This is a genomic window from Flavobacterium sp. HJJ, assembly GCF_015351475.1.
In the GTDB taxonomy this organism is placed as follows: Bacteria; Bacteroidota; Bacteroidia; order Flavobacteriales; family Flavobacteriaceae; genus Flavobacterium; species Flavobacterium marginilacus.
Genome location: NZ_JADKPR010000026.1, coordinates 46380 through 72041 on the forward strand (window position 1 = coordinate 46380; position 25662 = coordinate 72041).

Consider the following 25662-nt stretch of genomic DNA (forward strand, 5'->3'; position numbering starts at 1 on the left):
CTGCTCCAAAAATTAATAACAATCTGTCAAAATCTGACCTTTGCTTATATAGCTGGAAAGAGTTGTATTATTTTTTGACAGACAAATTGCGTCAAGTATATTTTCGACATCAAACTGCATTTTTAGTGCTCCGCAAATCATTATCGTGCCTCCGCTATTCAATAAATCAGCAAAAAATTCTTCGTCTCTCTTGATTAAATCCATTACATAATGATGATCCTGTTCACGGGAAAATGCCAAGTTGATGTTGCTTAATTGTTGTTTTTGAATCATTTCGGAAGCAAATGCTTCGTAACGGGAAGTGATCTCGGTTTTTTGGCGGAAACCGCTATATAAATGGATTTCGGCTTTTTTCTTGTTCTGTTCAATCATTCCCAAGAAAGGAGCAATTCCGGTTCCATTTGAAATAAGAGCCACTTTTTTGGCTTTTTTAGGAAAATGAAAAGCATGGTTAGGAACTATTCTGGCTTTGATAATATCACCCGCTTTTGCGTTGTATAAAAATCCGGAACCCAAACCCGAAGGGTGTAATTTTACTGCCAATTGGATGTTTCCGTTGCTGTTTCCAATAGAGTAGAGACGTTCTCTATTGTCATTGGCGGGATAAATCGCCAATAAGTCTCCCGAGGTAAATCTGCTTCGCGTTCCAGCACGCAATGTCAGTAAAAAGGTTTGTTCATTTTCGGAAACTGTAGTTTTTTCTAACACCATTAATTTCTCTAAATCGTTCGGAATATGATTGTACAAAGATGGAGTAGTTGCCAATTGGAAACCAGTTTTGTGATTCCATTGTTTTACCCATTCGACAAATTCTTCGGTCGATTTGTCGTTTACTGTCTGAAGATCAATGTAGCGGTGCGCCCAATCCTGATTCGAAAGCAATAGGTCAATTTGTTTGGCATAACCGCAAAAATCGGGATATGATTGGGATCCAAAACCAATTACGGTATAGTTAATTTTTTGCTGTTGATTGTATTTATTCAAAAGTGATTCGAACTTGTCAGCATTTGACGGGGCATCGCCCAAGCCATAGGTTGATGTGAAAATTAATAAATGCTCGGCTTTTGGGTAAATAGTGTAATTATTAAGCTCTGCAATATGTGCTTTTTCTCCGCTATCAGTTAACTGCTTCAGGATTGCATTGGCAAATCGTAGGGAGCTTCCGTTTTCGGAACCGACGAGCAGAATGTATTTACTTTCTTCGGCTTTGAATTTGTTTTTGATTCGGCTTGCTCTTCTTTTGAAAGTCATTGCAAAACCAGAGTAGATAAAAAACAATATGTTTAAACTGGCAAGTCCAAGGATGAAAGCCCAAATGGCATTGGTTCTGCCGGTATGCAGGTCAAGACTTAGATTAGATAGAAACGCAGTTGTCGGGAAAAGTTTTTCGCTTACAACGGCACCGGTAACTTGGTTGACTTCAATTTCTCTGTCTTTTAAGGTAATGATATAATATTCTTCTGGATCGTCTGAAAAAGGGAACTCTATTTTTTCAACATCGGCCAAAAGTGTACTCTTAAATATTGAAGTTTTATTGGTAATCGGTGTTGGTTTTACGGTTTCCTGCTGTTCTTTGGAATCTGTTTTTGGAATGAAAAAATTGAATTTTTCTAATGTCAGATAGGTTCCTGTAACTGCAATAATCAATATCGGAATCAGTGCCAATCGTCCTAATACGACGTGGTAATATTGAGCAAAATATTCTTTTACTATTTTGGAAAAAAAGTTGCGCAGGCCTCTTTGTCTTTTTAGGATAAGAACAAAGCCAGAAATGGAAATTAATACTAATATAAATGAAATAAGCCCTACGAAAAAACGCCCCGTTTCATGAAGAAACAACGAGCGGTGAAGAGCTGTAATCCATTGAATGAATTCGCTTTTCTTGATGGGTTCTCCTAATGTTTTTCCTGTCCGCGGATCGATGTAAGCGTTGACATCATTGTCTTTTTGATCTAGCCCTTCTAAAGTTACAAATTGGTTGTGGTCAACTGTTACTTCGGTTATTTCAGGATAGTTTTTTTTGAGTATCGGTAAGGTTTCGCCGAGCGTTATTGTATCAAAATTTTCGGCTCGGTAAGAAACTGTTTTTTCCTGAATGGCATCAACCGCGAGTATGGTTCCGGTTACGGATGCTAATAGTAAAAACAACGAAGAAAACACCGCCAAGGCCAAGTGGGAGTAACGCCAGAAAGAAAGAGTCATTGATGTAATTGTGTTATTGGGATTTTGTTTAAAAATCTGCAAAATCTGCGTAAAAAAAGAGCACGCAGATTTTGCAGATTTTCGCAGATAAAAATTATAATTTATTCAATCTTACATAGCGGATATATCCTTTGCCTTCGGTTTTATCAGCGATTCCTTCGGTAGTCAAAGGGATTTCAAGATCGGTTACATAATATTTTTGATCTTCGACCGCTGTTTCGAAACGAAGTTTGTATCCTTTATTGATTTTAGAATCTTCAATTTCCAGTGTTGTCATGCTGCGGTCGCCGCCTGTAACTGATGCACCGGTTTTGGCACTGATGTCTGTTGGTTTTTGAGAATAAAATTTATGCCATTCCTTTAGGGTTTTGTACCATTTTTTATCATCACCCATTACATAAAGCGTTTTGTCGTATTCACCTTTGGCATTGATAAGAGATACCACTATATAAGCCCCTTCACCTGTATAGTTAGACATTTGAAGCATGCATTTGTATTTGCTCGTCTGCGCTGTGGCTTGGAAAGATAAAAGGAAGATGAATGCTCCCGCAAGAGCTATTTTTAGTATTGATTTCATATTTAATTATGAATTATGAATTATGAATTATGAATTATGAATTATGAATTATGAATTATGAATTATGAATTATGAATTTTTAGCTTAAGGCCTAAAGATTAATGCTTATTGCTATTTTAAAAAAGATAGATCTGCTTTGTTTTTTGTCAGTGTTTCATTTTCTTTTGCCAAGTCCAAAACACTTTCTTTAAAATCAGTTTTGATATCTTTTTTGGCACCAATAGAAAGCAGGTATTTCAAAATGGTATCGTCTTTGGCAATCATCGCGGCACGGTGTAAAGCCGTTAATCCGTCTTTGTTTTTAGTATTGATGTCGATGTTTAAATCGGCTAATTTTTTCAATAAAGCTAAATCATTTTTGGCTACTGCCAAATGATAAAGCGTATTTCCGTCATTTTGCGCTGCGGCCAAGTTTAAGCCTTTGTCCTGAAGCAGTTTTGCTTTAGCTGTAAAAGGATCTTGTTTTGGCGCGTTCCCGCCTTCCGGACGGCCGCCCATTCCCTGCATTGGAGCTCTGTACGATTGAATTAGGTAATAACCCAGACCATTTCCTTGTTTGTCCAGTACTTTTACATCGGCACCTTTGTCCAAAAGCATACTAACAGTTTCAGGAGTTCCTGATTTTATAGCCATTGTCAATGCAGATTCTCCATTTCCGTTCTGGAAATTTATTGTTTTTACAATCAGCAGTATTTGTTCCAATGCTGCAGAAGTTTCTCTTGACGCAGCAGCTGCCATCAAAGGAGTGTTACCTTCGTTATCGGCTTTGGCAATACTCACGCCTTTGCCCAAAAAGTAGTTAATGATATCTGCCTGTTTTGGTTTGCTGACAAGAAAATGAAATACGTTTTCCCCAAATTTGCTTGTCGCACTAGGATTGATTTTTAAATCTTCTACTAAATATTTGTAAACTTCGATTGTATTTGTTTCTCTTCTCGAGCCCTGAGCAGCAAAAATCAGTGCATTGTCTGTAGGTTTTACTCCTTTTTCCAATAGTGTTTTTAAGAAAGGAATATTACCTGTTCTGGCTACATAATTGAAGGCGGTATTGCCGTTACTGTCTACATCTTTGAGTGACATTCCCTTGGTTGCGAAATAAGCTGAAAGTGCAAGGTCTTTGTCATAAGGAATTGCCAGCAGCAGCAGGTTTGCACCGTCCTGGTATTTTTTCATAGGTTCTACACCCGCTTTAAAAAAAGCTTCATAAACTGCAGTATTAGTTACACCACTGCTTGCAGCTGCCGTGATAGGAAATGAACTGTGGCTGTCTTCCAGATTCACATCTGCTTTTTTGGCAATAAGATATTCTATGATTTCAAGATTCCCTTTACCTGCAGCCCAATGCAGATATATTCTGTTGTCATGAGTCGTTTTTGTAACTTCATTTCCAGGCTGTTCCAAAAGGAATTTTATAGTAGCGTTTGGTGCATCATTATTTATAGCGAGAACTACTGGGTCGAAAGACCTTGAATTTAATTCAGATGGGCTGCTGCCTTTTGCGATTTCAGCTTGAACTGTCGCTAAATCTGGTGATGTTTTCCAGAAAGACTGCTCTAAAAGCATATTTTTCTGCTGTGCACTAACGAATAATGCAGATACTAAGGCAAAAGCAATGAAAATATTTTTTTTCATAATTGTTTGTTGTTATAGGGTAGTTACGTTTGATTCTTTATTTCGTACTTAAATCGGGTGTTATTTAGAATAAATAAAAATAGTACAAATTTAAAAATAAATAGTGTAATACCAATTATTATACTCTTAAATATGGCTTAAAATGCACTTTTTTAGATTAAAAAAACAGTGAAAGGTTTAAACAGATTGTGTTAAAAATTTTATTTATTTTCAAATTTATGATTAAGCTGTTTTTTTTATTTGATGCAAAAAAAAAACAAAGATTCAGATGAGATTCCGAATCTTTGTTTTTTGTACAGTTTTTAGATTTATTAGTCTCAAATTTAGTTCAAAACTATGTTCTTTAGTGTATTTATCTTTCGGTTCCTAAAAATTTTGCAACAAATTGCACAAATTTTCACAAATTAATTAGTGCTAATTTGTGAAATTTGTGGCAAATAAATAGGGTTTAGCGTAGTATATTTTAAGTCTGACACCATAGTGGTTTATTCAACTCTCAACGAGAGTACAGTTTTATTGACAGTATTATCAAATGCCTTATCCTTGAAAGCTCCTTTGGTGCTGTCGATCCATTCCAGATTGATGAGATAGAGCCCCTTTTTGTTTGGAACAAAAGATGCCTGACCTTTTTCATTTGTTTCTACTGTTTTTACCCAGCCATCCGGATTGATAATTGTAATATTCAGATTGCCCTGCTGTTTTTCGTCTTTAAATGCAGTCAGCAAATAAGTGTCATTCTGTTTTTGTACAGTTAAATCTAATGGATGAACAGCATATTCTTTGGTTTCAGGAGTTTTTACTGTATAAACAGCTTTTAGATACGAGATGCTTCGTGCAAAACCTAGATGTTTTTTGGACATATCTCTAACTTCTCCTTGGTCATTTATTCCAATTATCTGATAGGTTCCAATGGTTTTTGCATCAAAAGAACCCTGCCAGTGCGTTTCTGTCTGTGTCATTGTAATTTCTGATTTTGTTCCGGAAGCATCAATCAGGAATATTTTGATGTCTTTTAAACGGTCTAGTTTCGCTCCTTTTTCTGGAGCTTCCTGACCATATTCGCCAAAGTATAACTGCACATGTACTTTATCATTGATTTTGCCCGATCCTTTTACTTCAAGCCAGATATTATGAGCATTTAGAGCCATTGGAACTAATAAAAGAACAAATCCCAGAGCTATTTTTGATAGTAATTTTTTCATTGTAATTGATTTTTAGTGTTTAGAAATTGGTTTTGAATTATATAACTATCCGCAAAATACTATGTATTTTTTTTCGCCACTGATTACACAGATTCTCACAGATTTCGTTACAATTTTTTTTAGAAAATCTGTGTAAATCTTTTTAATCTGTGGCTAATTCGATCTGTTTGGTATTAGTTACGAATAGTCATATTGACTTAAATTTTTTGTTTTATATCCAAATACTCTTAGAACATATATCCAAGATTAAACATAAAGTTTCTAGGTGCACCAGGTCCAACCATATTGGCATTGGCTTGTGATACCACATACTCTTTGTTTTGGAGATTGTTCAGATTTAAGGAAAATTTCAGCTGCTTTATTTGATAATATAATGCAGCATCTATCAGTGAATAACCCGGCAGAATAAAATAAGCCAGTCGGGTGCTTTGTTTTGATGCAAAATTCGAACCTAAACCAACTCCGAATCCTTTGATGCTTCCTTTTAGAATGGTGTATTTTGCCCAAAAACCTCCTTGATGATGCGGTGCCGCTTCTTTCCATCTGTCTATATCGGCGGGAACAGCAGTTTTGGTAATGCGTGCATCATTATAGGCGTAATTTGCATTTATCGATAAGTTAGGCAAAATATTTCCAGTGATATCAACTTCAATACCTTTGGATGTTTCCTGACCTCTTTGTTCTAATAATTGTGTGTTTGTCGGATCATTGGCATTGACCAAAATATTATTCTGATTGATTTTGTAAACAGCGATACTCGCTCCTAACTTTTTGTCAAACCAATCGCTTTTTGCTCCAAATTCGAACATTTTACTGGTAAGCGGATCAAATGGTCCGCCGTAAATTTCTGGTGCACCAATAGTTCCTGCGCTTTGTGGCTGAAACCCTTCTACATAGGTTCCGTAAATATTGATCTGAGGAATTACACTATACACTAACCCAGCTCTAGGAATTAAAGCATCTTGTTTCACTTTGGCTTCATTGCTTTTGGTGTAATTAGTAAAATCTGTATAAAATTCTTGTCTTAATCCTAACAGCAGCTGCAGTTTGTTCCACTTCATCTGATCTTGAATGTAGATACTCTGTGAAAAGTATTTTGTAGGAGCCGTTGTGGTTCTGGTTGTGAAATAATTATCAGTATTGGCAGCTGAATAATCTGGATTTGCTAAATTATAAAAAGGAACATTCGGAACTGGGTTTCCATTAGCGTCCAGCAGATACAAATTCTTTTTGGCAGGATTGTAAGTTGCTATTGAGCCGTTATTGGCTGCATTTCTATAACCTGATGCTACACCGTTTGTACCGCCAACGGGTACTAAACTTTGAATATAATCAGCTCCTAAAACTAATTTGTGTTCTATTTTTCCAGTACTGATATCATAATTTAGGTAAGCGGTAAGATTATCGTCATAACGGTTACGCATGCGTTCGGTTGTACTTTGTAATAAGAGCGAAGGAATTTCTTTTCCTGCACCATCAACTGCATAAGCGTTACCGCCTCTGTGTTCAACCATGTCTTCAAAGAATTTATACTTTAAATAAGACACATTCAATAAAAGCTTGCTGCTGAATTTATGGTTCATAATTGCCGATAAATAAAAGGTCTTTTCTTTTAAATAATCGCTCGCTCTCGACATACTCTGCGAAATAGGAGTGGTGAATAAACGGCTCGCTCCATCTGTTGAAGGACCGTATAAAGGCTGTCCTCTTTCGGTTCTTCCTTTTATGATGCTGTAAACAAAATCGACATCAATTCTGGTCTTTTCGCTTGGGACAAAAGCGATGGTCGGTGCGATTGAAACATCTTCTCTTTCCTGTAAATCCCTGAAGGTTGCCGTGTTTTGATACGCTACATTCATACGGTACAGTATACTTTTGGATTCGTTCAAAGGTCCGGTTAAATCGGTTGTGGCACGAATAGTCTGAAAACTTCCGACACTTACATTGGCAGCATTTCGATTTACGGACAGTGCTTTTTTGGTAACATTATTTATAGATCCGCCGGGTTCAGTATTTCCGTACAGCGCAGATGCGGGACCTTTCATGACTTCAACTCTTTCCAGGTTGTTTAGGTTTAATGAATTAAAAGATCTTCCGCTTACTCTTAATCCATTAATAAACTGATAGCTGTTGCCCGAAATCCCTCTTATGGAAAAGCGGTTTTCAAAGTTATTAAGGCTTACCCCGCTGATATTTTTCAGAACATCATTGACACGAAAAGCCTGTCTGTCTATAATTAGTTCTTTGGTAACATAACTTACCGATTGAGGTAAATCTTTAAGGGGAATACTAGATTTGGATGAAGCTACAGACATCTCGTTTCTGTAAGTACGTTCCCGAAAGCCTGAAACAACAATTTCATCCAGCTGACCGATATTTTCTTCTACTTCAAAATCAAAAGTATAATTTCTTTGACCGGCTGTTATTTCGATATCTTGTGTTTTCTTTTTTAGGCCAATTCCGGTGATGGTTATAGTATAGTTTCCTGGTTTAATGTTTTCGATTTTGTATTCACCGCTTTCGTCAGTTACTGCTCCTTTGCTGGTTCCTTTTAATTCTACATTTGCAAATTCAGCTGCTTTTCCCTGACTGTTTTTTACAGTTCCTTTTATTGCTGCGGTTTTTTGCTGTGCATTTACTATTACTGCTGATAGTAAAAAGAAACTCATTAGATATAAGAATCGTGGCATTCTTAATTTTAAATAATTCATGATTAAAGTATATATAGGTTATTTATTTTTATTTAGAATAAATAAAAATTATTTTATAGCAAATATAAAAATTAATAATCCTTTAACAAATGTTATTTAGATTAATTATGAATAATTTTGTTGAATAAAATTATCGCTGTTAATGTTTACTGGTATAGATATAATTGGCAGCGGGAGGGAGAATTCAGATCTAATTGTTGCTGCAATTTTTATTTACCTGTTCAGCAGCATCTTTTTTCTTTTTCTTATTGCGTCCCCACCAAATTAAAAAACCAGTAATTGGTAAGCCAGCCGAAACGAAACTTGCAAAAAACGCTAGCATTTTACCCGGAAATCCTAATATACTGCCAACATGTAAATCGTAATTGATAGATCGAAATTTTTCCCCTGTGTTTTTGTTATCAAATGAATTTGTTTTAAGAATTTTTCCAGAATATTGATCGTATTCGATTGATGCATTGTTAAAGCAGTTTTCATATTTAATGAATGTATTAAATGCAGCAGCCGAATCTTTAGGTATAAAAAGAATGTAATTGTCAGCTTTTGGGTGCAGGTGTTTAGTGTTATTATAAATTTTATCAAAGCTGTTTTTCGAATTAACCTGAGTAGTATCAGATACTGATTTTTCGCTTTTTTCAATTGTTTGGCCTCCGTTGAGAGCCCATTGCAGACCAGAATCATACCATTCAAAAGCCCAGACCAAACCAGTAAGCGCAATTATTAAAGCGAAAATCATCATATAATAGCCCAATATATTATGCAGGTCATAATTTTTGCGTTTCCATTTGGTAGTATCTTTCCATCGAAACCAAAAACGCTGTTTAGCTGCGCTTTTGTTTTTTGGCCACCAAAGAATAAGGCCTGTTATAAGTGAAATTACAAACAGAATTGTTGCTGTGCCTACAATTATATCACCAATATCATGCTTTAGGAACAGAGTCTGATGCAGCATTCTAACCACGAAAAAAAACTCAAAATTATAGTCTTCTAGCTTTTCAACCTTTCCTGTGTACGGGTCTATGTAGATGTACAGTCTGTCGTAATCGTCCCAGTACCAGATGCTGTTATTTTCTAATTTATTAAAACTCCAAAAAGCAACGGTGCGGTCTTTATTGTTATAAATTTTGCATCCGGAAATTGGATTTTCAGATTGGGTTTCTGCTATTGCTAACAGTTTACCGAAGGGCAGTGGTGTTTTTTTTACTTCATCTACATGATAATGTTTGTGAACAAGAGGCCGTAATTCTTCTTCAAAAACATACAAACAGCCTGTAATGCCTAAAATAATTACGATAAGACCTGAAGCCAGACCCAGCCATAAATGTATTTTTCCTATGGTTTTTTTAATTTTCATTGTTTATATGAACAGCTTTTTATTTTATGACTATCCGAAAAACATACTAAATGTTTTTTTGCCACTGATTATAAAGATTCTCACAGATTTTGCATGCATTTTTTAGAAATCTGTGTTAATCTTTATAATCTGTGGCCAATTTTATCGATTTGGTATTAGTCACGGATAGTCATATTTTATTTTAAAACTAAAAACACCTCATACCCAAAGATAGAGGTGTCTTATAAAATTTAATCGGTTTAAAACTTGAATGTTAAGTTTGCTAAAAAGGTTGTAGGTGCCTGCGGTGCTCCCCAAGTACTCCAGTATTTTTCATTCGTTAGATTATTCAGTTTAATTCCGATTCTCCACGCAGGCTGTTCATAAAAAACGGTACCGTTGAAAATGGTATATGACGGAATGTAAAAAGTATTGCTGGTTGCCATGAAACTTTCATCCACATAATTGGCACCAAAACCAATACCTAAACCTTTTAAAATACTCTGCGATTTATAAGAAGCCCAAAAGTTTACCATATTTTCAGGAGCATCGGCTGCTTTATTGCCTTGAAAAGTGGTGGATTTTACAATGCGGTTGTCATTATATCCATAGCCTGCTATAATATCTAAACCAGGAATTGGGTTTGCAATCAGTTCAAATTCATATCCTTTGCTTACCTGTTTTCCGCCTTGTTCGTATGTCAAATCAGTATATCTCATTACAGCATTGTCATTTGTAATATTATAATAACTAACAGTGGTGCTTAGTTTTCTATTGAAAAGTTCTGCTTTTATACCTCCTTCGTATTGATTTGCATAAAGAGGATCTAATATTAACTGCTCACCGTTTGGCTGATTTACTGGTGCTAAGTTTTGGAAACCGTTCATATAATTTCCGAATATTGAAAGCTGATTTTTAATTACTTGGTAAACTACGCCTAACTTTGGAGATAATGAATTTTGATTGTACGCCGGTGTAGTACCGCTTTCTTTTCGGTCAAAATTATCTAAACGAAGGCTCAGCATTACCGAGATTCTATCAGCATAACTTATTACATCCGAAACATAACCGCTGGCAGTATATTCGTTTCTTCCAGCTCTTATTGCTGGAATTCCTAACAAGGCATCGATTTCTTTTTTTCTGATTGGAGCAAAATTTGTAGTTACATCAATTGTTCTGATAACTGCCGAAGTTGGCGTTGACGAAAAAGTATCGCTATAGTATCTGTAATTGAAACCTGCTAAAAATTTATGTTTAAGGATTCCGGTTTCGAACTCACCATTTATATTCTCCTGAATATTGGTATAATTACTTGATATTGGTCCAAAAACTGTTGCACGTGCAGTAACAACTGTCGGTGAAGTCCATGTTGGCAGAACCTGATAACTGTATTCTACGTTTTCGCTTACATATGAAAATAAAGTTGTCGATTTCCAATGGTCAGCTATCTGATATTCTGCCTGAACAAATGCTTTTGAAGCAGATGATTTGGCATCAGCATCTTCATGAACCAGTGATTTTTTGTAATCCAATTTTACATCCTCAGGATTTGTTATGCCAGATGCAGCTACTGCACTTGGGTATAAAGGCTTAGTACTTTTAACATTGTATAATTCGGCATCAACATTAAAAGTAAGTTTTTCTGTTGCTTTAAAAGTAAGGCTGGGAGTGAAGGACAGGCTGTTATTAAACCCATAATCCAAAAAGCTTTTTTCTTTATTAACCCCGACATTTAGTCTAAAAAGTACATTTTTTTCTTTTGTAAGCGGTGTATTTATGTCGGCTGTAAGCTGATTTAGACCAAAACTTCCTCCAGTGTATGCTATTTCTGTTGACGCAGTTTCAAAAGGTTTTTTGGTAACCAAATTGACTACACCTCCAAAAGATGATGCCGAAGACCCGAATAAAGTTCCAGAAGGGCCTTTTAGAACTTCAATGCGTTCAACATTGGCAATGCCTACAGAAGAGCGTCCTGATAATGTTTCCATACCATTTCGGGAATTGATACCAACAGTAAAACCTCTCATTATAAGCGCAAATCCTCCCGAAGGATAATTAAGCGGTACTACACCAGGCGCATTCCTCATGGCACCGGCAATATCAACAGCTATCTGTTCTTGAAAAAGTTCTTTGGGTATCAGATTATAAACCTGTGGATTTTCCAGATTTTTCAGAGGCATTCTGGCAACGTAATCTGTTTTTTTAGAAACTCTGCTTTTTCTGCTGTTGATGGTAACTTCCTGCAATTCTTTGTTGGAAACTTTCAGCTGTAAATTAAGTGCAGCTGTTTCATGTTCTGTAATAGTTATTTCCTTTTCTATAGATTCGTAACCCGTTAACGAAACCTGCAGTGTATAAGTATCTGTTTTTACTCTGTTAAATTCGAAATTACCCGTTTCATTGGTAATCGTAAAGTATTTTGAATCTTTTAGAACCACATTTACATCGCTGGCTGGCTGTCCGTCTGAGGTAGTTATGATTCCTTTTATTTTTCCGTGATTCTGCTGAGCGATTAATGTTGTTGTTAAAATAAAAAATAAACTAATAGTATATAAAGATTTTGCTATTCTCGAATTTAGACATTTCATTTATTAAGATATAAATAGGTTAATAGTTAAAAAATAATTTAAGTGTTATAATCTATATTTTTCTTTCTGTCATTTCGTTTCTACCAAATGAACAGGTGTTTTTTTAAGCATAAACTAAAAAGAGTTTTTACAATTTATATGTAAAACCTACTGCAATATTTCTCAGCATTTGAGGAGTACCTGTTCCTACGATATAATACTCTTCGTTGGTAATATTATTTAGTTTAAGGTTTAGGGTAATTTTTTCTGTACTATAAAAGATAGATGCATTAGCAACTGTGTAACCGTTGAATATGAAAGTATTAGTAGTGTTGTACCAAGAGTCACTTACATAATTTCCTCCTGCACCAAGACCAAAGCCGTTTAATTTACCGTTCATTATTTTATAACTGATCCAAAGGCTGGCAATGTTTTTTGGTGCAAATGTTGAGAATTTGCCCTGAAGAGCGGTTGAGTTTTTAGTATAGATGTTTTCATTAAATCCATAACCGGCAACAATATTCAGTCCAGTAATAGGGTTAGCAATTATATCTGCCTCAAATCCTTTACTGCGCTGTGTTCCATCTTGTATAGTATAGGCTACATTTGTTGGATCAGCATAAGTAGCATTAGTTACCTGAATGTCATAGTAGCTTAATGTGCTGCTTAATTTTCCGTTAAATAAATTAAATTTTACACCGCCTTCTGCCTGGTTAGCCTGTTGAGGTTTTAGTACAGTTATATCACCGCTAGGTCCGGTAGGAGCAGGTGCAACATTTATAAAACCATTGTTGTAATTTGTAAATAGTGAAATTTTGTCTTTCAGTACCTGATAAACAATACCTAATTTTGGAGATAATTGCGTTTGGTTATAATTACCTGTCGTTAATCCTGTTGTTTGAGAATATATGCCATTATTTATAGCTCGGGTAACTCTCAAGCTTGCCATTACCAGTAAGTTATCGGTAACGTTTAATACATCTGAAACATAAGCACTATATTGATCTAATGTAGAGCTTCTAAAATTATATTTGAATAATGAATTTGCCTGCTCAACCTGTGTTTGGCTAATTTCAGGAATCGGTTTGGTTGTATCTACTGTATCTGTATATCCATTTGACAATGATGCAGGACGATTTAATCCATAGTAGTATTGTGACCAGTCAATACCTGCCACAATGCGGTTTCTAAGAGTTCCTATTTTAAAATCACCAGTAAAGTTCTGCTGTAGCTGCATTTGACCAAATTTGTTGTCTGGTAACCATAATCCAATCAGTCTGTTAACTGTAGTATTGTTTGTAAAAGTGGCAGCTGAATATAAATATTGTTTTGGATAATGCCCTTCAGAAAACATATAACTAGTTTGAGAAGTCCAATAATCGGAAATTTTATAATTTGCCGAAACATTTATATTATTCACAAAGTTATAATTCGCAAGACCATTGCTGCTTAAACTTTTATCATAAGGAAGTAAATCTTTTAAACTTTTTGCAGTAACTCCCGAACCAATGGTGTATACATAAGTTGCATTGTATTTTTGACTAACAATTTCGGTATCAAAATCCAAAGTAAGATTTGGGTTAACTTTATAAGTCAATTTAGGAGAAAAAGAATAGCTGTTTGCCCAAAGCGCACCATCACCATTAACATATCCATTTCTTGTTTGATAAGAAGCTGTCGTTCTAAATAACAGCGTTTTTTCTTTATCAAGAGGTGTATTTACATCTGCAGTTAAGCGGTTTAGCTGGTAGCTGCCGGTTGTGTAAGATAACTCGCCTCCAAAAGTTTCATATGGTTTTTTGGTAACATAGTTAAGAACCCCTCCTAAACTGGTAGAAATATTACTAAACAAAGTACCCACAGGCCCCTTTATAGCTTCAATGCGTTCAATATTCACAGGATCCTCCGGTGCAATAGCTGCTGAATTCATGCCGTTTCTAAGGGATTGATAACTAGTAAAACCTCTGGATACAATACCAACACTCCCGCCTCCCGCTGCACCAGGTATGGCTCCGGGTATGTTTCTTTGGGCTTGTGCCATATCTGTTGCTATCTGCTCTTTTATCAATTCTTTACTCACGGTGTTGTATACTTGTGAGTTTTCTAAATTTTTTAGAGGCATTCGCGCTACATAAACGCTTTCTCTATCTGCGAACTTATTTGCTTTCTTAGTGTTTATAACTATCTCTTTCAGTTCTTTATTTGAAACCTTTAATTGTAAATTTATGGTTGCTGTTTGGTTTTCGATAACGGTTATTTCTTGCAGAGTAGTTTCGTAACCTGTCAATGAAACTTGTAAAGTATAAGTATTTGGTTTGACTCTGTTAAATTCAAAAGTTCCATCTTCATTGCTAATCGTAAAGTATTTTGAATTTTTAAGAATGATGTTTACACTGAGAGCTGGTTCTCCGTCTGAGGTGGTTATCTGTCCATTTATTTTTCCGTGATGCTGCTGAGCGAAAAGACTAACAGCCGAAAAGAGAAGTAAGCAGATTACAAGAATTAAATGTTTTATTCGAAGTTTTGAATTGTTCATTATAATTTAGATTTTATTTAATTTTTATTTAGCTGAAAAAATTTAATTCAAAAAATAAGTTTTGAATTGGTCTAATTCTGTATGTGACTGAGAATAATCGAAAAACCATTTTTCTAATTTCTGAATGTCTGAAGGCGTCAAAGTATGGATAGCCTTTTGTAATTCCTTTGAAAAGAGCAGAGTGTCAAAACTTACTTTCTCTAATATTAATATGGTATAATCAAACATGATGTATAGAATTAAAAGTTATTTATCATAAGTCTGTGTTTTATTAATTTCAAGCAAATTATTTTTATTTAGAATTAATAAAAATAATTTAATTTGTCCTAAAAAAATCCAGTCTGTAATAACTGGATTGTTCAAGTCTCAACTGCGTTTTTTGATGCTGAGATGTATTTCAGAAAGTATTAATTACTATTCAATTACAGGATTTGTTTCTTTTTTCTTTTTCTTTCGTCCCCACCAAATCAAAAATCCAGTTATAGGAAGTGAAGCGCAGATTAAACTAAGAATAAACGCTAAAATTTTTCCAGGAATTCCAAAAATTGCTCCAACATGAATATCATAATTTGCTGCTACTGCTTTCTCTCCTAAATTTTTATCTTTATGCGAATGAACATGAAGTAGTTCGCCCGAGTTTTCATCGAATATCAGACTGTGGTTAACATGATACGAATAAGACAATTGTTTGACAAAAACGGAATAATTTGGATGTTCGTGATCATCAATGTGCTCGTGGCTAAAATCCAAACTGTACGCAAAAGCATCTGGATATAATTCTTCGACTTTTTTGCCGATTTTGTCTAGAGTGAAGTCATTTCTTGCTTCTAAAGGAGCTCTGGTTTTAATATTTGAAAAATCAGGATAGGCTAAACTTCCGCCGGAAAATGTTATATATAGAATGGCTTGGATAAAAAAGAAAGAATAAAATAGTCCAGTAAATGCTATCACAAAAGCTAATGAAGAAGCATAAAATCCTAAAATATTGTGCAGATCATAATTCTTTCTTTTCCAGTTTTTTACTTTACTCCATTGAAAAGAAAAACGCTGTTTTCGGGCATTTTTATTCTTTGGCCACCAAAGAATAATGCCGGAAATAAGCATAAAAACGAATATCAATGTCGGTATGCCTGTAACATAGGTTCCCCATTCGCCTTTTAGCAAAAAGCTGTAATGTAATGATTTAATGATACTGAAAAAATCGGCAGTTTCATCGTAAACACCCAGAATCTGACCTGTGAAAGGATTTATATAAACAGATTTATATACTACATATTCATCAAAGAAATTCCATGCCTCGGTATTGTGTTCGTAGTAATAAAAAATATAGCTTCTGTTTTTATCCATTGGGATATTTGCCCAATGCACAGGATATTTTTCCTTGGTAAATGCATTTACTTTATCTTCCAGAATTTTTAATGGAAGTATTTTTTTGGAAGCTATATTTTGCTCTTTATGAAAAATAGCATCTTTTCGAAGATAATTTGTGATTTCTTCCTGAAACACATAAAGACAGCCGGTGATAGCAATGATAAATACCAAGAGACCCGTTGATAGTCCGAGCCATAAATGCAGTTTTCCGATCGTTTTTTTGAACTTACTTTTCATTCGCAATAACGTTAAAAAACTCCCCATCGAAATGAGGAGTCTGATTAAAAATCAATGATAATTTCTAATACTAGAATTTATAAGTTAAACCAGCATATACACTTCTTAAACGTTGAGGTGTTATTGTTGACCAGCCTGAATAATATTTCTCATTTAAAAGATTATTGGCTTTTAAAGAGATACCAAATTTACTGGTGTTGTATGAAAGTACAGAATTTAATACTGTATAACTTGGCAATTCAAATGTCCCAATATTAGATCTGTTTAGAGTTGCATATTCACTAGCATAGTTTCCTCCAAATCCAAGAGCAAAACCTTTTAAATTGCCTTCAGGGAATGCATAATTTGCCCAAAAATTTATCAATGTTTCTGGACCTGCTTCTTCTGGTCTCATGTCTAAGTATCCTGAGCCTTCAAACACTTCATTTGTCATCTCACTTTTGTTGTTGCTAAAACCTGCAATTAAGTTTAAACCTTTGGTTGGGTTAGCAGTAAGACTAACTTCAAAACCTTTGCTATATACGGCTCCGCCTTGTATAAAGTTAGTAAAGGTGACAGGATCAGTTATTACTTTGTCTTTTACATCAATATCATAATAACTTATTGTTGCAGAAATGATGTCTTTGTATAAATTAGTTTTTAATCCAAATTCAAATTGATTGGCATGTTCAGGATCAAATGATCTCACACTTGTTTCACTGCCAATTGTAATCTGTTTTGGCAATACATTAGTAAAACCATTCATATAGTTTCCAAATAATGAAACTTTATCTTCAATTACCTGATACACTATTCCAAGTTTAGGAGACAATGCTGTTTGGTCATTTGATTCGTCTCCAGTAGTAGATTTAAAATTATCAATTCTTAAACTTACCATTGCAGAAAGACGATCTGTTACATTAAGAACATCTGAAGCATAAGCACTTAAAACTTGTGTTTCGGCCGTTGAATTTCCTTGAAAAGATCCTTTTAGTATTCCGTCAATACCGCCTTGAGTTAAATCTCCGGTGTCAGTTTGGTCTTTAAGTGATACTACTCCATTGGCTAACCAGCCAGAACCTCCACTTTGGATCTTTGAACCAAAATAATCCAGTCCAACTACTATTCGATTTCTTAGAGAACCGATTTTGAAATCACCAATAAAGTTCTGCTGAATGTCAGTAGTATTGGTTTGGCTGTTTGCTTCATTAACGAATCTGCCAAAATGATCTCCATCTCCACCATCCCAAAGATAAGAACCATAACCTTCAGATTTAGTTGTACTTCTTGATAAAGCTGTTTGCGAAGTCCATTGGTCAGATATTTTATAGAACATCTGAGTCTGCATATTAAATGATGGGTTGCTAATAGTTAAATCATTTGAAGTATATGATTTTTTATAATTTTGTTCGAACAAATCCATAGAATGGAATGATAGAGGAACATATCTATTTAAGAAAACCATTGGAGCATTTGCTGAGTTTCTGCTTGAAAATTCAGTATTTACTAAGAATGATAATTTGTCATTTACTTTATAACTCAAAGAAGGAGCAAAGAAAAAAGATTTACTGAATCCTGCATCCTGGAATGAATTCTCATTTTGATAAGCGGCATTAAGGCGAACAGAAAATCCTTGGCCTAGGGGAGCATTTATATCTGTCGTAACTCTGTCAAGCCCATAAGTTCCGGAAGTGTAACTTATTTCACCTCCAAAAAAATCATATGGTTTTTTAGTTACAATATTAATCAGCCCGCCGTAAGAAATTAAGCTGCTTCCGTATAAAGTTCCAGACGGTCCTTTCATTACTTCAATATTATCAACATTGATAGGATCTACTGTTGCATTTGTTACAGCTGGCAATCCATTTGTCATTGTAGGCTGTACTGCAAAACCTCTCATACTGAAATATTCTGCTCCGTCGGTACCACGGCCTGTAGATTCCCAGAGACGGGTAATACCTGTTGCATTTTTAAGAGCATCGTTAAGGTTTGTAACCACTTGTTCTTTCAATAATTCACTTGTAACGGTGTTGTAAACTTGTGGGTTTTCAATATCCTTTAGAGGCATTTTGGAAACGGTAGTGCTTTTTTCTCTTTTGTATTTGTACTTGTTGGTGATGTGTACTTCATTTAACTTACTTATGCTGTCTTTAGCAGTTTGCTGGGAATAACCGGCTATTGAAAAAAGCATAATGGTGGAGATTAAAATTACATTCTTCATTTTTATTTAGATTAATTTAAAATAACAGCACAAATGTAAAAATTATACTTAATTTAACAATGTTTATTTAGATTAATTACAAATAAAAAAGATAAGTGTGTGATTTACGTGTGTTTATAAAACAAAAAAACCTTACTTTTTGAGGTAAGGTTTCTTCTTTTGTAAAATTAAGACTGTTATTTTTCTGACTCAGCCTTTTTCATTCCGAATTTTTCTGCGCTTGGTTTCCCTAATTGGACTCCCGAAATGGAAGCAACAAGACTGTCTTTGCTTATTTGTGTATAAATGATTTTTTGAGGATAATCGTGTTTTGGATTTTCAAAAACCAATTGTTTTTCAGTTTTCGACGTTAGTCTAAAAGGAACTGCTTTGTTTTCGTTTTGTCCCTTTACAGTGGCGTTATAAAATAATTCTTCTCCTTTTTGCTGCAGTGTTATGGACTCAAAATGCAAGGTGTCTTTTCCTTTAATGAAAAATGATTCTCCTTGAAAAGTACTGTCATTGACTTGTTTCCAGTTTTCTGAAAGATCGCCTTCATCGATTTTGGATTCCCATTTCCCTAATAACCAATTGGCAGATTTTATTTGGTCTTTCTCTGTAGTTTCTGAGTTCTTGCAGGAAACAATGGCTAATAAAAGAAGTGTTAGAGTTGCTTTTTGAAACATATTGTGAGTGTTTAGGTGTTATTTTGGATATGCTAATTTATGAAAAATAGTTTGCGTTCTAAACCGCAAAGGGAACAAAGAATTACGCTAAGTTCGCAAAGCTTTGCGTTCCTTGCGCTTCCTTTGCGTTCCTTGCGGTTAAATAAATCTAAACACTTTTCGTTAAAATATTATAAACCAATTCTTTAGTCGGTTTTTGATCTTTCAGTTTTGCTCTGACTTCGTCAAAAGTTACTTTAAAATTACAGCCGGATTTGTATTCACCACAGCCATAAGCGGTTTTTCCTTTCAGAATAGTTCCTTTTTTACATTTTGGGCAGGTCAATGAATCTGAATCGGATGCGGGTTTAGCTTTTGGTTCTGTTTTCTTTGGTTCTAATTTAAGTTTATAATTTTCTTCAAAGCGGATTAAGCCTTCGACTGTTTCAGAATCCAATTTGAAGCCTTTTATATTTACAGTTGATCCTTTTTGGACCAACCGTAAATATTGGTTTTCGGAAATTTTTTTACCTTCAAAAACATACGGCATCACAAAATCACAGCCCGATTTGTATTCACTGCATCCGTAGGCCGATTTCCCTTTTAGGATATTTCCTTTCTGGCATTTTGGGCAGGCTTCCGCCAAAATTCCATCCGCTTTCTTTTTTTCGGCTTTTACAGCTGGTTTCTGAACCGCTGCAGCGTGTGAAATATTGGCGCGTCTCGTCTCGCTCCGCACTTCATAGATCAGAGCTTCGACCATGTTTTTCATGTTTTTGATAAATGCACCAACGGTAAATTCGCCTTTTTCAATATCTTTCAGCTGCTTTTCCCAAGAACCGGTAAGTTCTGCCGATTTTATTAATTCATTCTGAATGGTTTCAATCAGCTGAATTCCCGTTGGAGTAGGCAATACCTGTTTTTTGTTCCGGACAATATACTGGCGTTTGAAAAGCGTTTCAATAATGTTTGCCCGAGTTGACGGACGGCCAATTCCGTTTTCTTTCATCAGTTCACGGAGATCTTCATCATCTATCTGTTTGCCTGCTGTTTCCATGGCGCGCAGTAAAGTCGCTTCGGTAAACTGATTGGGCGGTTTGGTCTCTTTCTGCAGAAAGGATGGCTGGTGCGGCCCTTTTTCACCCACAGCAAAACTTGGTAATATATCGGCTTCTTTTTCTTTGGTATTCGGATCTTCGAAAACTACGCGAAACCCTTTTTTCAAGATTTCTTTTCCGGTGGCTTTAAAAGTAACATCGGCCGCTTTTCCAATTACAGTCGTATTGGCAACCAAACAATCATCATAAAATACAGCGATAAAACGCTTCACAATAATATCATAAACCTGCTGCTGGTTGTACGGCAGATTGTTTTGCACTCCCGTTGGAATAATTGCATGGTGGTCTGTTACTTTTTTGTCGTTGAAAACCTTCGGAGATTTTTTTATTTTTTTTTCTAAAACTGACTGAGTTAATTGACTGTAATTCGTCAGATTTTTTAGAATTCCTGGTACTTTTGGGTAAATGTCATTTGGCAGAAAAGTCGTGTCAACTCTTGGATACGTAATTACTTTTTGTTCGTATAAAGTCTGCGCAATCTTGAGTGTTTCTTCTGCCGAAAAACCAAACTTCTGGTTGCAGTATACCTGCAAACCCGTTAAATCAAAAAGCTTCGGAGCATATTCGTTACCATTCTTTTTCTCGACAGAAACAATTTCGAAATCACTTTCCTTAACTTTTTCGGCTAGAATCTCTCCGTCTTCCTTTTTTAGAAAACGGCCTTCTTCATAGCTGAAAAGTGTTTCTCGGTATAAGGTCTGCAGTTCCCAGTAGGGCTGTGGTTTAAAATTTTCGATCTCCTTAAAACGATCCACAACCATTGCCAGTGTAGGCGTTTGCACGCGTCCGATAGATAGCACTTGTTTGTAACCGCCGTGTTTTACTGTGTACAAACGAGTAGCATTCATACCCAATAACCAGTCGCCGATGGCTCTGGAAAATCCAGCATAGTATAAATTGTCGTAATTGGCGGATGGTTTCAGGTTTTCGAAACCCTCTTTTATGGCTTCTGTGGTTAGGGACGAAATCCAAAGGCGCTGTATCTCGCCTTTGTATTGCGCTTCGTTCATCACCCAGCGCTGAATGAGTTCTCCTTCCTGTCCGGCATCCCCGCAGTTGATGACCACTTCGGCTTTGTCAAACAGACTTTTTATGATTTTGAACTGTTTTTGGATTCCCGAATTCTGCACCACTTTGGTTTCGAATTTTTCAGGAAGCATCGGCAGATTGTTCAGATCCCAGCTTTTCCAGTTGGGTTTGTAATCATGCGGTTCTTTTAAGGTGCATAAATGCCCAAAAGTGTAAGTCACCGCATAACCATTGCCTTCGTAATAGCCATCGTGCTTGGTATTGGCACCCAAAACGGATGCAATTTCGCGTGCTACACTTGGTTTCTCGGCAATACAGACCTTCATTTTTCTCTTCTTAATTTGAAGGCGAAATTAGGAATTTAGAATTTGGTATTGAAATGAATTTTTTATTGAGTTCTGTAAGTTATTTGCGAGGAACGAAGCAATCGCATTTAGTATATCCGTTTCAATGATTTGCTGTTTATAACTATTTTTTATTTCTCAGTTCGGTTTTTGCGGCTTTTCATCAGAGCGTAAACGGAGAATACAAAAATTATTAAGTATAGTGCGTCTAACAGCGGTTTTTGAAAACTCATATCTTCAAAATTAAAATGCTTGAACAATGCCGATCCTAAAATAATTGCTACTATGGCAAATGCAAATGACGGTATTTTTTTATTTTCCATGGTTTTAATGTTTTGTTAGTAAGTCAATTGATATTCCTATTGCTAATGTAAGAATAAAGAATGTTATCATTCCCAATAAATAACTGATTAATGCTTTGGAATAATTAGTTATCTTATTTTCTTCGAAGAAATTGCCAGTTGCCCATACTAAATAAATCATGCCAATCATTCCTGCGAGGCTCAATAATTTAAAATGAAAAACGCCTTCAATAATGGCAAAAACAGCAAAAATCAGCATAGAAATTCCCATTGTAAAACATAACATTATGAGCAGTTCAAAAAAGTTATAACCATACTTTTTGAAGAACACTTTTAGCCAAATTGCAATGAATGTGCCAGTCAAAATATTCATATATCCATAATTTGCCTGAAGCCAGCCTAAAATTTTGACAAATGCAGATTTATCTAAACCTTCGTATTTAATATATTCATCTTCAATGTGAAAAAAATGGCTTATGAGCGTATAAATTAAGGATGTTAAAATTATGAAGATAACCGGTTTAACCAGACGGCTTCGGTTTTCGGAAATATAGTTTCTGATATTTTGTCCTGGATTTATAAAAAGTTCTTTGATGGTGAATAAAATACCGCGGTCAAAATGTAAAACGTGCTCAATTTCGTGGCTAATATAATGTGCATCAATTCTTTTTAGTTTTGACGGCTGTCCGCAGTTTGGACAAAAGTTATGATTTACTTCGCTATTGCAGTTTTTACAGGTCATTTTGTTTTTAATTATCAGGTAATTATTTTAAATCGGATTCGGATGAAGATTTTTCTTTATGCCAAAAAGTGAAAGTTCCAAGCAAAAAAAGCGAATCGTTTTTAATTTCATTTTACACTTTTGTGTAGTTTTTACTACTTTTATAAAATGGAAAATGAAAAACACTCATTGCTCAACAGAAACAAAATAAAAGCAGTCACTGATGAAGACAGACTTCAGCTGAGCAATTATTTGGAAGTGGTAAAATCTTTTGCAAAAATAACGTATCAAAGTGTTTATGTGATCGATTATGAGAAAATGAAATTCGAATATGTTTCAGATACTCCTTTGTTTTTATGCGGTTATTCATCCGAAGAAGTGCTTGAAATGGGGTATGAATTTTATTTTAAAAATGTTTACAAAGAGGATTTAGCGTTATTGAACACAATCAACAATGCCGGATTTGATTTTTATGATAAACTGCCAAATAATGAGGAGCGAAAATTATACAGTATTTCGTATGACTTTCATTTAAAAGGGAAATACAATAAACCAATTCTCATTAACCATAAACTAACACCGCTTTTTCTTGATCAAAAAGGGGCAGTTTGGAAATCATTGTGTTTAGTGTCGGTTTCTCATAATAAAAATGCCGGGAATGTTATTATAAACAAAGAAGGCTCGGCAGTTTTTTGGGAATTGGATTTATCAAGCGAAGTCTGGATTGTAAAAGACAAATCGAAACTCAAAGACAAAGAACTGGAAGTACTTCGTTTGTATGCCCAAGGATTAACGATAAACCAGATTGCCGAAAAAATGTTTGTTTCACCCGATACGATAAAATATTACCGAAGAAAGATTTTTGAAATTTTTGATGTTAAAAATTTTACCGAAGCACTTTCTTTTGCGATAGATAATAAGATTATCTGAATTTTGAATCCAATCTTGGCTGTTTTTTATTTGATCAATTCTAAAATTAGTGTCAGTATTCCAATTATCAGACATAAAGGAGAAAAATATTTTGTGTCATTTTTGCCAAATTTGGTCAGCTTGATTTTTTTGAAAAAACCAACATATTAAAATCTCCAATTGCCCGCAATGTAAAAATTCCTGCAATAATCCAGAGCCCGAATTTATAAAGCCATTGTGGTATGTCATGCCTATGCATTTAGCCGAACGAGAAAAGGGGGCTGGGCAATTGCACAGAGCCCGATTTTGAGTACCACCATCACTTTGAAACGCTTAAAACAGCGTGGTTATCAATCCTTAACCGATATTTACATCGAACTCAACCCATCTCTTTGCGAACCGCCGTGTACGTGACCCGTATGCACGGTGGTGTGAGAGGCGCACTCCGTCCCTTTAGGGGCGGAGCCGTCTACTCGATTATATGCCGTTTTTTAGTACATACTTGATTTCTGAGTTTGTATATTTTCCTTCTATATACCATGTCAACAACTCTTTAAATGTCATGTCGGTGACCTTTCTTGATGGTTTGTAAAACGAAGGCTTATTTATTTTTACGTTATTTAAACTTAGCAATTCAATTGTCTTAAGAGGAAGCCAAACCGAAAGGATTAAAAGGTTATAAAGTGCTATTTCTGAATTTGCGATTTCACCTTCTGAATGGAAACGTTCGTCATAATTGAAATTAGAATGTTCTAATTCGAACTTTTCCACGAACTTGGTTAGCAAATAATAATTGTCGTCACCATAAAAACTTAAATCTTCGGCAATTTTGGTTTTTAAAGACTCAACGTTTTCTCCAGCCTCTTTTTCAAGAAAGTTTTTTACAGTAATGTAAGCAAGTTTTAATTTTTCAAATTCCACTAATCTTTCTTTTTGCATAAGTTTTATTTTAAAATGGCATATAACGTTCCCTTGCTACAAGAGGTTTGGGGTTAAATTAAGCCTTGTTTTCGGATTTGCCAAATCATCACAAATACAAGACCATTTTTTAATTAAGCCAAATGCCCAAATCTCTTGTAGCAAGTGTTAGCAGAAGTAATTTATTATGGGAAAATTAAATATTTTAGAATCACTTTCTTTTTTTCAAAATCTTTGAAGTCTTTGATTTTTTCAATGGTTGTTTGAATTGAAAATACATTTGAACCAAACTTACAGATTAAAAAATTACTCACATAATTGTCCATATTAAATTTATAGCCTTGATTATTACAAACAAAAACTCTAGCAAAAAAATGCATTAAAGAATATAGTTTTGGCAAACTATAAATTTCGCTTTCTACATCATGAATAAAATCATTTACTGTAATAGATAATTTTAAGTTATCCTTGTCAAGTTCTTTTTGGTATCTTAATAACCCTTTCTTTTTTGCGTTATATTCAGTCCACAAATAAAATTCTCGATAATAATTTTTATTTTTCATAAAAGAATTCATTAAAAATGGGTTTGAATATCTATTTATGTATTCTGAAAAATCAACTGCATGAGTGAATTCATGAGTTATTGTACTAAGATATAATGAATCCTCAAAAACGGGAGAGTTAATAATAAGTTTAAAACAAATTATATTATTTTCAGTCGTAATACTGAAATTGCCGTTTGAAGTCGAAAATCCGTTTGCATCATAATGGGCTTTTTCTTCATCAATTGCATATTTGTAAACTGTAGAACCAAAGTCTTTTGGAATAATAATCTCAACTTTTTTTCCTTCAAGCTTTAAGCAAATATTCTTAGTTATTAATTCTTCCATTAAGGATTTAACTAAAGTATCCAATTTCAAATTAGTTTCATCAATAATTGTTAAATCCAAAGGATGTGAAGATGCAAATAATTCTTTCAGTTTTGACCACATATTTTCTATTATTTCTGCTAACGTTCTGGTACTACAGCGGGTTTGGGACTAAATTAAGCTCAATCTTCGGATTTGCCAAATCATTAAAACACAAAACCAACTTTCCATTAAGCCTAA

At 34.8% G+C, this 25662-nt stretch carries 18 protein-coding genes and 1 pseudogene; 2 read left to right on the forward strand and 17 right to left on the reverse strand.

Features of this window, described 5'->3' with window-relative positions; all coding sequences use genetic code 11:
- Positions 1-12 precede the first annotated feature (12 nt).
- The 15 genes from IRZ80_RS17420 to IRZ80_RS17490 form a co-directional block, all read right to left on the reverse strand.
- The gene (locus IRZ80_RS17420; RefSeq protein WP_194643027.1) at positions 13-2202 is read right to left on the reverse strand and encodes a PepSY domain-containing protein; all 2190 of its coding nucleotides are present in this window, start codon (positions 2200-2202) and stop codon (positions 13-15) included.
- A 94-nt stretch (positions 2203-2296) separates the two neighbouring features.
- Positions 2297-2779, reverse strand: a complete 483-nt coding sequence (locus IRZ80_RS17425; RefSeq protein WP_194643029.1) for a DUF2271 domain-containing protein — start codon at positions 2777-2779, stop codon at positions 2297-2299.
- 111 nt (positions 2780-2890) lie between these two features.
- A complete protein-coding gene (locus tag IRZ80_RS17430) occupies positions 2891-4411 on the reverse strand; it encodes an ankyrin repeat domain-containing protein (protein ID WP_194643031.1) in 1521 nt (506 codons plus the stop codon).
- A gap of 485 nt (positions 4412-4896) precedes the next feature.
- Positions 4897-5613, reverse strand: coding sequence for a hypothetical protein (locus IRZ80_RS17435; protein ID WP_194643033.1), 717 nt, complete (start codon positions 5611-5613; stop codon positions 4897-4899).
- A gap of 227 nt (positions 5614-5840) precedes the next feature.
- Positions 5841-8303: a TonB-dependent receptor gene (locus IRZ80_RS17440; protein ID WP_194643035.1), complete on the reverse strand. Its 2463-nt coding sequence runs from the start codon at positions 8301-8303 to the stop codon at positions 5841-5843.
- 211 nt (positions 8304-8514) lie between these two features.
- On the reverse strand, positions 8515-9678 hold the full coding sequence (locus IRZ80_RS17445; RefSeq protein ID WP_194643037.1) for a PepSY-associated TM helix domain-containing protein: 1164 nt from the start codon (positions 9676-9678) through the stop codon (positions 8515-8517).
- A gap of 239 nt (positions 9679-9917) precedes the next feature.
- On the reverse strand, positions 9918-12245 hold the full coding sequence (locus IRZ80_RS17450; RefSeq protein WP_194643039.1) for a TonB-dependent receptor: 2328 nt from the start codon (positions 12243-12245) through the stop codon (positions 9918-9920).
- Between the two features lie 127 nt (positions 12246-12372).
- A complete protein-coding gene (locus tag IRZ80_RS17455; protein ID WP_194643043.1) occupies positions 12373-14760 on the reverse strand; it encodes a TonB-dependent receptor in 2388 nt (795 codons plus the stop codon).
- A gap of 42 nt (positions 14761-14802) precedes the next feature.
- A complete protein-coding gene (locus IRZ80_RS17460; protein ID WP_228520944.1) occupies positions 14803-14988 on the reverse strand; it encodes a hypothetical protein in 186 nt (61 codons plus the stop codon).
- Positions 14989-15174: 186 nt separating this feature from the next.
- Positions 15175-16368, reverse strand: a complete 1194-nt coding sequence (locus IRZ80_RS17465; protein WP_228520945.1) for a PepSY-associated TM helix domain-containing protein — start codon at positions 16366-16368, stop codon at positions 15175-15177.
- A 70-nt stretch (positions 16369-16438) separates the two neighbouring features.
- Positions 16439-18568: a TonB-dependent siderophore receptor gene (locus tag IRZ80_RS17470; RefSeq protein ID WP_194643047.1), complete on the reverse strand. Its 2130-nt coding sequence runs from the start codon at positions 18566-18568 to the stop codon at positions 16439-16441.
- Positions 18569-18744: 176 nt separating this feature from the next.
- Entirely contained in the window at positions 18745-19233 is a 489-nt protein-coding gene (locus IRZ80_RS17475; protein WP_194643049.1) for a DUF6265 family protein, read from the reverse strand.
- Between the two features lie 148 nt (positions 19234-19381).
- Positions 19382-21685, reverse strand: coding sequence for a DNA topoisomerase 3 (locus IRZ80_RS17480; protein ID WP_194643051.1), 2304 nt, complete (start codon positions 21683-21685; stop codon positions 19382-19384).
- Between the two features lie 149 nt (positions 21686-21834).
- The gene (locus IRZ80_RS17485) at positions 21835-22026 is read right to left on the reverse strand and encodes a hypothetical protein (protein WP_194643053.1); all 192 of its coding nucleotides are present in this window, start codon (positions 22024-22026) and stop codon (positions 21835-21837) included.
- Positions 22027-22030: 4 nt separating this feature from the next.
- Positions 22031-22747 carry a DUF3667 domain-containing protein gene (locus tag IRZ80_RS17490; protein WP_194643055.1) on the reverse strand — a complete coding sequence of 239 codons (717 nt, stop codon included), beginning with the start codon at positions 22745-22747 and terminating at the stop codon, positions 22031-22033.
- A 147-nt stretch (positions 22748-22894) separates the two neighbouring features.
- Here IRZ80_RS17490 and IRZ80_RS17495 point away from each other — a divergent pair, with 147 nt between their 5' ends.
- On the forward strand, positions 22895-23656 hold the full coding sequence (locus IRZ80_RS17495; RefSeq protein WP_194643057.1) for a response regulator transcription factor: 762 nt from the start codon (positions 22895-22897) through the stop codon (positions 23654-23656).
- A 225-nt stretch (positions 23657-23881) separates the two neighbouring features.
- Positions 23882-24049, forward strand: a pseudogene (locus tag IRZ80_RS21055) (group II intron reverse transcriptase/maturase); the annotation flags it as partial.
- Positions 24050-24112: 63 nt separating this feature from the next.
- On the opposite strand, the gene IRZ80_RS17505 reads toward IRZ80_RS21055, so the two are convergent.
- Entirely contained in the window at positions 24113-24574 is a 462-nt protein-coding gene (locus tag IRZ80_RS17505; protein ID WP_194643059.1) for a DUF1493 family protein, read from the reverse strand.
- 164 nt (positions 24575-24738) lie between these two features.
- Entirely contained in the window at positions 24739-25545 is an 807-nt protein-coding gene (locus IRZ80_RS17510; RefSeq protein ID WP_194643060.1) for a hypothetical protein, read from the reverse strand.
- Between the last annotated feature and the right edge of the window lie 117 nt (positions 25546-25662).

Bases quoted from the DNA above. Each gene is read 5' to 3' on its own strand.
- IRZ80_RS17505 (WP_194643059.1), bottom strand. From the start codon at position 24,574: ATGCAAAAAGAAAGATTAGTGGAATTTGAAAAATTAAAACTTGCTTAC.
- IRZ80_RS17495 (WP_194643057.1), top strand. From the start codon at position 22,895: ATGGAAAATGAAAAACACTCATTGCTCAACAGAAACAAAATAAAAGCA.
- IRZ80_RS17420 (WP_194643027.1), bottom strand. From the start codon at position 2,202: ATGACTCTTTCTTTCTGGCGTTACTCCCACTTGGCCTTGGCGGTGTTT.
- IRZ80_RS17475 (WP_194643049.1), bottom strand. From the start codon at position 19,233: ATGTTTCAAAAAGCAACTCTAACACTTCTTTTATTAGCCATTGTTTCC.
- IRZ80_RS17485 (WP_194643053.1), bottom strand. From the start codon at position 22,026: ATGGAAAATAAAAAAATACCGTCATTTGCATTTGCCATAGTAGCAATT.
- IRZ80_RS17445 (WP_194643037.1), bottom strand. From the start codon at position 9,678: ATGAAAATTAAAAAAACCATAGGAAAAATACATTTATGGCTGGGTCTG.
- IRZ80_RS17450 (WP_194643039.1), bottom strand. From the start codon at position 12,245: ATGAAATGTCTAAATTCGAGAATAGCAAAATCTTTATATACTATTAGT.
- IRZ80_RS17440 (WP_194643035.1), bottom strand. From the start codon at position 8,303: ATGCCACGATTCTTATATCTAATGAGTTTCTTTTTACTATCAGCAGTA.
- IRZ80_RS17435 (WP_194643033.1), bottom strand. From the start codon at position 5,613: ATGAAAAAATTACTATCAAAAATAGCTCTGGGATTTGTTCTTTTATTA.
- IRZ80_RS17510 (WP_194643060.1), bottom strand. From the start codon at position 25,545: ATGTGGTCAAAACTGAAAGAATTATTTGCATCTTCACATCCTTTGGAT.
- IRZ80_RS17465 (WP_228520945.1), bottom strand. From the start codon at position 16,368: ATGAAAAGTAAGTTCAAAAAAACGATCGGAAAACTGCATTTATGGCTC.
- IRZ80_RS17490 (WP_194643055.1), bottom strand. From the start codon at position 22,747: ATGACCTGTAAAAACTGCAATAGCGAAGTAAATCATAACTTTTGTCCA.
- IRZ80_RS17455 (WP_194643043.1), bottom strand. From the start codon at position 14,760: ATGAACAATTCAAAACTTCGAATAAAACATTTAATTCTTGTAATCTGC.
- IRZ80_RS17430 (WP_194643031.1), bottom strand. From the start codon at position 4,411: ATGAAAAAAAATATTTTCATTGCTTTTGCCTTAGTATCTGCATTATTC.
- IRZ80_RS17460 (WP_228520944.1), bottom strand. From the start codon at position 14,988: ATGTTTGATTATACCATATTAATATTAGAGAAAGTAAGTTTTGACACT.
- IRZ80_RS17470 (WP_194643047.1), bottom strand. From the start codon at position 18,568: ATGAAGAATGTAATTTTAATCTCCACCATTATGCTTTTTTCAATAGCC.
- IRZ80_RS17425 (WP_194643029.1), bottom strand. From the start codon at position 2,779: ATGAAATCAATACTAAAAATAGCTCTTGCGGGAGCATTCATCTTCCTT.
- IRZ80_RS17480 (WP_194643051.1), bottom strand. From the start codon at position 21,685: ATGAAGGTCTGTATTGCCGAGAAACCAAGTGTAGCACGCGAAATTGCA.